Source organism: Hyphomonas chukchiensis (genome assembly GCF_000682695.1).
Classification (GTDB): Bacteria; Pseudomonadota; Alphaproteobacteria; order Caulobacterales; family Hyphomonadaceae; genus Hyphomonas; species Hyphomonas chukchiensis.
Map to the genome: position 1 here is coordinate 1 of NZ_AWFG01000049.1, position 8,210 is coordinate 8,210.

Consider the following 8,210-nt stretch of genomic DNA (forward strand, 5'->3'; position numbering starts at 1 on the left):
CTGAGCCTGACGGCTTTTGCCGTTGTGCTCACCTTCCCGGCTCATGCGGCTGGCTCTGGCATGCCCTGGGAAGCCCCGCTGCAATCGATCCTCGACTCCATCGAAGGTCCGGTCGCGAAAATCCTCGCCACGATCGTCATCATCCTGACCGGCCTTGGCCTAGCCTTCGGCGAGAGCGGCGGCGGCATGCGGAAATTGTTGCAGATCGTGTTCGGTCTCTCGATCGCCTTTGCCGCGACCTCGTTCTTCCTCTCCTTCTTCTCCTTCGGCGGTGGGGCGACGCTCTGATGGCTGACAACCGCCCCCTGCCCCCGGGCTATAGCGTGCCGGTCCATCGCTCGCTCACAGTGCCTATCCTGCTCGCAGGTGCGCCAAGGCTTGCGACGATCGTCAATGGCACGCTGGCCGCCGCACTCGGCATCGGCCTCCAGCTTTGGGGTGTGGGGCTCGTCTTCTGGATCGTGGCCCAAGGTATCTGCGTGTTCGCCGCGCGGCGCGATCCGCAATTTGCCGACGTGCTGATCCGGCACATAAGGACAAGGGGCTATTACGCATGCTGAATTTGTCCGAATACCGCGCCCGACCCGCTACGCTTGCCGATCATCTAAAATGGGCCTGCCTGATCGCTCCGGGCATCATCCTCAACAAGGATGGCAGCCTGCAACGGACCTGTTTCTATCGCGGACCCGATCTTGAAAGCTCGACGCCGGAAGAACGCGTAGCCGTCACAGCCCGCATGAACAATCTCCTCCGCCGGTTCGGCTCCGGCTGGGCGCTGCATATCGAGGCCGACCGCAGGCCGTCCGTCACCTATCCTGAAAGCATCTGGCGCGAACCGGCCGCCTGGCTCGTGGATGAAGAACGCCGCGCGGCCTTCGAGGAAGCGGGCCGGCATTTCGAGACGGACTGCTACCTCACTCTCACCTGGATGCCGCCAGCCGACCGGACGGCAAGGATCGAACAGCTCTTCATCGAGGATCCGGCGGACGCCCCGGCGGCGTTCTGGAGCGAGCATCTTGTTCATTTTGAAACCGAAACATCCCGGGCGCGGGACATGATGGCGGACCTCATGCCGGAGGCACGGTTTCTGGATGATGACGAGACACTGACATACCTTCATGCCTGCATCTCCACGGTGCGGCAGGCCGTGCGGGCGCCGTCCGTACCGATGTGCCTCGATGCGCTCCTGGTCGATACGCCGCTCATCGGTGGATTGTCGCCCCGTCTTGGCGATGAGACGCTGAAGGTCCTGACCATCAACGGGTTCCCGGCGACGGGCGAGCCGGGGCTCCTCTCGGACCTCGACCAGCTCGGCTTTGCCTATCGCTGGTTGACCCGGTTCCTGCCCCTCGACAAGCCGGAGGCGGAGAAGACGCTCAATTCTTACGTCCGCAACTGGTTTGCCAAACGCCGCTCGCTCACCTCCTACTTGCGGGAAATACTCACAAACGAGCCGGCATCGCTGCTCAACACAGACGCCGACAACCAAGCGGCCGATGCGGACGAAGCCCTACAGGCGCTTGGGGCCGGTCATGTCGCGTTCGGTTACTGCACGACGGCGATTGTGGTCCGGCATGAAGACGCATCGATAGCCGAGGACCAGATCCGCGCCGTCGAGCGCGTGATCCGGGGGCGCGGGTTTACCTGCGTGACGGAGAGCGTCAACGCGGTGGAGGCCTGGCTCGGGACGCTGCCGGGCGAGGCCTATGCCAATGTCCGCCAGCCGCTGCTGAACACGATCAATCTCGCCCATATGGCGCCGCTGGCATCGCTCTGGGCCGGGCCTGAACGGAATTCCCATCTGGACGGCCCGCCGCTCCTGATGGCGCGCTCGGCAAGCTCGACGCCGTTCCGGCTGGTGACCCATCAGGGTGATGTCGGCCACATGATGGTGGTCGGACCGACCGGCGCCGGCAAGTCGGTGCTGCTGTCGCTGCTGGCCCTGCAGTTCCGCCGCTATGAACAGGCTCAGGTCTTTGTCTTCGACAAGGGGGCGTCGGCGCGCTGCGCGACGCTCGCCTTGGGAGGCACCTGGTACGAACTCGGTCTTGATGGCGACCTTGCCTTCCAGCCGCTGCGGGATGTCGACAGTGAAGCGGGCCTCGCTGCGGCGCAGGCTTGGGTGCTCGGACTGTTAGCGCAGGAAAGCGTCGCGATGACGCCGGAGGTCAAACAGGCCGTCTGGACGGCGCTGCAGAGCCTTTGCGCAGCCCCCGTCTCCCAGCGTACGCTGACTGGGCTGGTGGCCCTCATCCAGGTGCCGGAGCTCCGTCAGGCACTGGAGCCCTATACGCTGGCCGGGCCCTATGGCGCCCTGCTCGATGCCGATGAGGATCATCTCGAAACCGGCGACATGCTCTGCTTCGAAATGGATGCACTGATGCAGGACAAGCGGCTCGCCGCGCCCGTGCTGGCGCACCTGTTCTCGAAACTGGAAGCCCGGTTCGACGGGAAGCCAACCCTGCTCATTCTCGACGAGGCCTGGCTGTTCCTCGATCACCCGATGTTTGCGGGGCGTCTCCGCGACTGGCTGAAGACGCTTCGCAAGAAGAATGTCTCCGTCGTGTTCGCGACGCAGAGCCTGTCGGACATCTCATCAAGTTCAATTGCCCCGAGCCTGATCGAAAGCGCCCCGACCCGCATTTTCCTGGCCAATGCACGCGCGGAAGAGCCGTCGCAACAAGCAACCTATGAAGCTTTCGGACTCAATGCCCGACAGGTCGAACTGATCGCAAGGGCCACGCCGAAGCGGGACTATTATGTTCAAACCCCGGAGGGCAACCGCCTGTTCGACCTCGACCTTGGTCCAGTTGCCCTCGCCTTCTGCGCTGCCGGGTCGAAATCCGACCAGAAAATGATCTCCGAAATTCTCGCTTCAGTTGGTCCGGAGGGCTTTGCACCGGCCTGGCTGGAAGCGCGCGGACTTCACTGGGCCGCTGACCTGATCGGGACAGAAGGAGATGTGCCATGCGCCGCCGAATGATCGCCATTCTCCTTGGGACCGTGTCGTCGCTTGTCGTTATTGCGCCTCCTGCAGACGCCTTGTTGGGCGTGGGAGATGTCGTGATCGACCCCACAAACCTCGTCCAGAACATCCTGACCGCCACCAACACGCTCGAACAGATCAACAATCAGGTCCAGCAACTCCAGCATGAGGCGCAGATGCTGGTGAATCAGGCCGAAGACCTGAAACGGCTCGACTATGCCTCATTCGAACACCTGAAACGCCTGCTCGAACGGATCGACACGCTTATGCGCGAAGCGAGCGAGGTGACCTATGAGGTCGAAGAGAGCGAGCGCCAGTACCGCGAGGCCTTCCCGGATACGTATGAAGACCTCACCAATGAGGAAATCGTCGCTGAAGCCGCCGACCAGTGGCGGATCAGCCGCGAGGCGTTCCGGGCCTCGATCCAGGTCCAGTCGGGGATCGTGACCTCGATTGCGGAGGCGCGCGAGACGCTGACCGACCTTGTCGGCGAGAGCCAGGCCGCGACGGGGAACCTGTCCGTCGCCCAGGCCGGCAACCAGCTTGTCGCCCTCTCGGTCGAGCAACAGATGCAGATGCAGCAATTGATGGCGGCGCAATACCGGATGGTGGCGCTCGAAGAGTCCCGGCGCGCCGCGATCGAGGAACAGGCCCGCATCCGCCACAAGCGCTTCGTCGGCGACGGCGTCGCCTATTCGAGGGATTAGTGCCATGGAAGACCTTGGCGTCATCGACCAGTTCGTTGCGACCTTCTCCGCCTATATCGACAGCGGGTTCGGTCTCTTGCAGCCGGATGTCGCGTTCCTGACGAGCGCGCTCATCGCGATTGACATCACGCTGGCGGGCCTGTTCTGGGCCATGGGCCCCGATACCGACATTGTTGGCAGGTTCCTGAAGAAGGTCCTTTATGTCGGCGCCTTCGCGCTGATCCTCGGCAATTTTGCCCTTCTCTCGGACGTGGTGTTCACGAGTTTTGCGCAGCTGGGCCTTAACGCCACCGGCGGCACGATCACCGCCGACGACATCATCAAACCCGGCTTCGTCGCGGCGACCGGATTCGATGCCGGGCTGCCGCTGCTAGACGAGATCGAGAAGCTCACCGGCCCGATCGCCTTCTTCCAGAACATTGTCATTATCGCTGTCCTGTTCCTCGCCTGGATCATCACGCTCCTCGCCTTCTTCTTCCTCGCGATCCAGCTCTTCGTGACCATCATTGAATTCAAGCTGACGACACTGGCCGGGTTCGTGCTGATACCGTTTGCGCTCTGGAACAAGACAAGCTTCCTCGCCGAGAAAGTCCTCGGCAATGTCATCGCGTCGGGCATCAAGCTGATGGTGCTTGCCATCATCGTCGGCATTGGATCGACCATTTTCTCCTCCATCACATCGACCTTCCAGCCAGACGAGGTGACCCTTGAACAGGCTGCCTCCGTCATCCTCGGATCCCTCTCGCTTCTGGCCCTCGGCCTGTTCGGACCCGGCATCGCCACAGGCCTTGTCTCCGGGGCACCACAACTTGGGGCTGGGGCGGCCATTGGCACCGCCGCCGGTGTGGCAGCAGGAACGGTCGCGGGCGGTTCCATCGCCAAGGCGGGAATCGGGGCAGCAGCCGGTGGGACTCGCAGCGCTGTTGGCGCAGCAGCCTCCATGGCAGGCGGCGCTCGCACAGCCTACCAGATGAATGCGGCCGCTTCCGGCAAGACCGGTGTCCGCGCCACGATGGCGGGCGTGAGCGGTGTCGCGGACGCAGGTGCTCGTGCGGCAGCGTCTGGCGCGAAAGCCTTTGCCCGGCGCGCGTTCGGAACCCCAGGGGAGCGTCATCAGGCCGGCGCACGCGCCGCTTTCGCGGCAACGGGTGGCACGGGCGCGCGGAACGCGGGTCCAACCAATGGACCGAATTCTCCCCCGGACTGGGCCAGGCGTATCCGGCGCGATCAGTCGACCCGCGATGCCGGCATGATGGCGGCCTCAGCGGTGCGCGACGGCGACCGTCCGGGCGGCGGCACTTCGCTACAACTCAGAAATGACGAGGACTGACATGAAGCTCTGGAAGCGAAATTCTAGCCGCTATGGCGTGACACCGGAACCTGTCACACCCTACCAGCGCGCGGCGCAGGCCTGGGACGACCGGATCGGGTCGGCCCGCGTACAGGCGGCGAACTGGCGGCTGGCCGCACTCGGCAGTCTTACCCTCTCATTCGTCCTCGCGGGCGGCCTTGTCTGGCGCTCCACCCAGTCTTTCGTCACGCCTTATGTGGTCGAACTGACGGGCGAAGGCGCCGTGCGCGCCGTCGGCCCGGCCGACGAGCGCTATGAACCGACTGATGCGCAGATCGCGTTCCACCTCGCAGAATTTGTGAAGAACACGCGGTCGATCTCCATCGATCCGGTCGTCGTCCGTCAGAACTGGCTGACGGCCTATGCCTATGCGACCGACCGGGCGGCAGCTACGCTCAATGATTATGCCCGTGACAATGATCCATTTGCGGATCTCGGACGGCGCTCTGTGTCTGTCGACGTGGCGAGCGTCGTGCGGGCGTCGGACGACAGTTTCACGGTGCGCTGGCACGAGACGGCCTACCGAAACGGCACCGAGACCGGCCAGTCAAACCATACCGGCGTTTTCTCGATCGTCATCGACCCGCCACGCACGGAAGAGGCCCTGCGGGCCAATCCCCTCGGCCTCTACGTCCACGGACTCAACTGGTCGAAAGACCATCAATAGGAGCACCTCCCCATGAAACGCCTTGCCCTGGTTCTTCTCGCCTCAACCGCGCTTACGGCTTGCGAGTCTGTCCCTACCGCCGTCGGTCCCGACATCACACTCGATGAGCCGGACTATGTCGAAGATCTCTATCTCGCCCCTGACGCGGAAGAGACCGATATCGCCGACGCGGACCTTGCTCCAACGCCGGTTGTCTACCGCACCTATACGCCGACAAGTGTCACAGGCGCGATGCCCGGCCAGTTGAAACCCATGCCAGCGGAGGCAGATGCGCCATCGCTCAAGCCCTACCAGGCCATCGAGACGGCAAACGGCAAGGCGGCGGTCGAACCCTCACTCGACAATTACATGAACGCGATCCAAGTCTATCCCTATACGATCGGTGCGCTCTACCAAGTCTATTGCGCGCCGGAGCAGGTCACCGACATTGTCCTGCAGCCCGGCGAGGAACTCGTGTCCGTCTCAGCCGGCGACACAGTTCGCTGGGTACTCGGCGACACAGTCTCCGGGACCGGCGCCGAGTCGCAGGCCCATATCCTGATCAAGCCGACACAGGCGGGGCTGAAAACCAACCTCATCATCACGACGAGCCTTCGCGCCTACCACCTTGAACTGCGCGCGTTCGAAGAAACCTATATGGCGGCCGTTTCCTGGCGCTATGCGGACCAGCAACTGGTGACGCGGGTCGCGCGGTCCGGCGCAACACCCGCCTCAGCGTCTCCCGCCGGACTACAACTGGAGCGGCTGAAGTTCCGCTACGACCTTGATGGCGATTTTCCTCATTGGCGACCGGACCGCGTGTTCGATGATGGCCGCAAAGTCTATATCCAGTTCCCGGCCCGGCTCGACCAGGGCGAGGCCCCGGCCCTCTTCGTCATTGGCCGGGACGGCAAATCGCAGCTCGTGAACTATCGCATGTCGGGCGACTACTACGTCGTCGATCGCCTTTTCGCCCGCGCAGAACTGCGCCTTGGTGAAAAGCGACAAGATGTCGTGAAGATCGCGCGCAATGATCTCGGGCCAGCGAAACCATGACGGAAGCAGCTTCCCCACCGGCACAGCCGCTCGAAATCCGAGGCCGCCCGAGGCCGGTCAAACGGTTTTCCAAACGGGCTTTGATGGTCCTGCTCGGCACCGGCAGCGCGATCGTGCTCTGTTCACTGGCCTTCGCCCTACAAAGCCCAAAGGATGAGTCCGCCAGCGCGTCTCGCGAGCTTTATAACACGGGCCATAATCCGACAGCAGATGGCCTTGCGGCGTTGCCTGCATCCTACAACGAGATAAAGCCTGCCGAAGACATTCTCGGGCCACCGCTACCCGGAGACCTCGGTACGCCGATCCTTAAGGCGCAGCGTGAAGGGCGGATGGTATTGCCGGCGGAAGATGCGCCTGAGGCGGGTCCAATGCCCCAAAAGCTGGCGGCGCTGGAGACAGAGTTGCGCGCGCGCGAGGCAGCCCTCTCAGAGGCCGCACGTGGGAGCAGCGTGTTTTTCCAGGTGGGATCGGCCGCGGGAGCGAAGGTCATCGGCAATCCAGCCCCTGCATCGTCGTCGCCTTCACTGAGCTTTCCGGACCTCTCGGCTTTTACAGCCTCTCACGAGGGGGCGTTCGGCTCGTCACTTGGCGAGGATCCGAACCGGCAGGCCCGCAAGCTTGATTTTCTGGGCACCGAGACGGATCCATCGATCTACAATCCGCACCGACTCGAGACACCGGTCTCGCCCTACCAGTTGATGGCTGGGACAATCATCCCAGCAACCCTGCTGACGGGCGTGAACTCCGACCTTCCGGGCCAAGTCATCGCGCAGGTGACGAGCCCGGTCTATGACACCGTCACGAGAGAGAGCGTTCTCGTGCCGCAGGGTGCGCGCCTGATCGGGCGCTATGACAGCGTCATCGCGTTCGGCCAGTCCCGCGCGCTCCTTGTCTGGAGCCGGATCGTGATGCCGGACGGATCCTCGATCCGGATCGACAATCTCGCCGGCGTCGATGCCCGCGGGTATGCGGGCCTCGAAGACAAGATCGACTATCATTCCTGGAAACTGTTGCAGGGCGTAGCGCTCTCGACCCTGCTTGGCGTCGGCTCCGAACTCTCCAGCGATGACGAGGGCGATATTGCCCGGGCGGTGCGCCGTTCAGCTCAGACCGGCGCAAATGAAGCCGGTCAGGAAATCGTGCGCCGCAATCTGGACGTCCAGCCTTCGATCACAATCCGGCCCGGCTGGCGGCTCGGCGTACTGGTGAACAAGGACATTGTCCTGAAACCCTATGAAGGAGGTAGACAGCCATGAGTGACGTCAATTTGAAGATCGGGCCGCTGCCGGACCGGACGCCGCAGAAACTGACGGTGCTCGTCGATCCCCTGCTTGCGTCGGAGTTGGACGCGTATGCGCGGATCCATTCGCAGAAGTACGGAACGGACGTTTCGGCCTCGGCACTGGTGCCGCTGATGCTGGAGACCTTTCTGGCGAGTGACAGCGGATTTCGAAGAGCAAAGAA

General features: G+C 63.2%; 9 protein-coding genes. All 9 read left to right on the top strand.

What is annotated here, in order from left to right; translation table 11 throughout:
* Nucleotides 1-288 carry a TrbC/VirB2 family type IV secretion system protein gene (locus tag HY30_RS13995; RefSeq protein ID WP_051615508.1) on the top strand — a complete coding sequence of 96 codons (288 nt, stop codon included), beginning with the start codon at nucleotides 1-3 and terminating at the stop codon, nucleotides 286-288.
* The gene (locus HY30_RS14000) at nucleotides 288-560 is read left to right on the top strand and encodes a VirB3 family type IV secretion system protein (RefSeq protein WP_034741914.1); all 273 of its coding nucleotides are present in this window, start codon (nucleotides 288-290) and stop codon (nucleotides 558-560) included. The genes HY30_RS13995 and HY30_RS14000 overlap by 1 nt, the downstream gene beginning before the upstream one ends.
* Complete coding sequence (trbE, locus tag HY30_RS14005) at nucleotides 554-2,983, top strand: conjugal transfer protein TrbE (RefSeq protein WP_034741917.1); 2,430 nt, start codon at nucleotides 554-556, stop codon at nucleotides 2,981-2,983. Before HY30_RS14000 ends, trbE begins: the two co-directional genes overlap by 7 nt.
* Nucleotides 2,968-3,693, top strand: coding sequence for a P-type conjugative transfer protein TrbJ (gene trbJ, locus HY30_RS14010; protein WP_034741919.1), 726 nt, complete (start codon nucleotides 2,968-2,970; stop codon nucleotides 3,691-3,693). Before trbE ends, trbJ begins: the two co-directional genes overlap by 16 nt.
* 4 nt (nucleotides 3,694-3,697) lie before the next feature.
* Nucleotides 3,698-5,023 carry a P-type conjugative transfer protein TrbL gene (trbL, locus tag HY30_RS14015; RefSeq protein WP_034741922.1) on the top strand — a complete coding sequence of 442 codons (1,326 nt, stop codon included), beginning with the start codon at nucleotides 3,698-3,700 and terminating at the stop codon, nucleotides 5,021-5,023.
* 1 nt (nucleotide 5,024) lies between these two features.
* Entirely contained in the window at nucleotides 5,025-5,711 is a 687-nt protein-coding gene (trbF, locus tag HY30_RS14020; RefSeq protein ID WP_034741924.1) for a conjugal transfer protein TrbF, read from the top strand.
* Between the two features lie 12 nt (nucleotides 5,712-5,723).
* Nucleotides 5,724-6,746 (top strand): P-type conjugative transfer protein TrbG, encoded by a 1,023-nt coding sequence (trbG, locus tag HY30_RS14025; RefSeq protein ID WP_034741927.1) that lies wholly within the window; start codon nucleotides 5,724-5,726, stop codon nucleotides 6,744-6,746.
* Nucleotides 6,743-8,002, top strand: coding sequence for a TrbI/VirB10 family protein (locus HY30_RS14030; protein ID WP_034741930.1), 1,260 nt, complete (start codon nucleotides 6,743-6,745; stop codon nucleotides 8,000-8,002). Before trbG ends, HY30_RS14030 begins: the two co-directional genes overlap by 4 nt.
* A partial coding sequence (locus HY30_RS14035; RefSeq protein ID WP_034741934.1) for a DUF2274 domain-containing protein occupies nucleotides 7,999-8,210 on the top strand: 212 nt, incomplete at its 3' end. The genes HY30_RS14030 and HY30_RS14035, both read left to right, overlap by 4 nt.

Bases quoted from the DNA above. Each gene is read 5' to 3' on its own strand.
- HY30_RS14000 (WP_034741914.1), top strand. From the start codon at position 288: ATGGCTGACAACCGCCCCCTGCCCCCGGGCTATAGCGTGCCGGTCCAT.
- trbL (WP_034741922.1), top strand. From the start codon at position 3,698: ATGGAAGACCTTGGCGTCATCGACCAGTTCGTTGCGACCTTCTCCGCC.
- trbJ (WP_034741919.1), top strand. From the start codon at position 2,968: ATGCGCCGCCGAATGATCGCCATTCTCCTTGGGACCGTGTCGTCGCTT.
- trbG (WP_034741927.1), top strand. From the start codon at position 5,724: ATGAAACGCCTTGCCCTGGTTCTTCTCGCCTCAACCGCGCTTACGGCT.
- trbE (WP_034741917.1), top strand. From the start codon at position 554: ATGCTGAATTTGTCCGAATACCGCGCCCGACCCGCTACGCTTGCCGAT.
- trbF (WP_034741924.1), top strand. From the start codon at position 5,025: ATGAAGCTCTGGAAGCGAAATTCTAGCCGCTATGGCGTGACACCGGAA.
- HY30_RS14030 (WP_034741930.1), top strand. From the start codon at position 6,743: ATGACGGAAGCAGCTTCCCCACCGGCACAGCCGCTCGAAATCCGAGGC.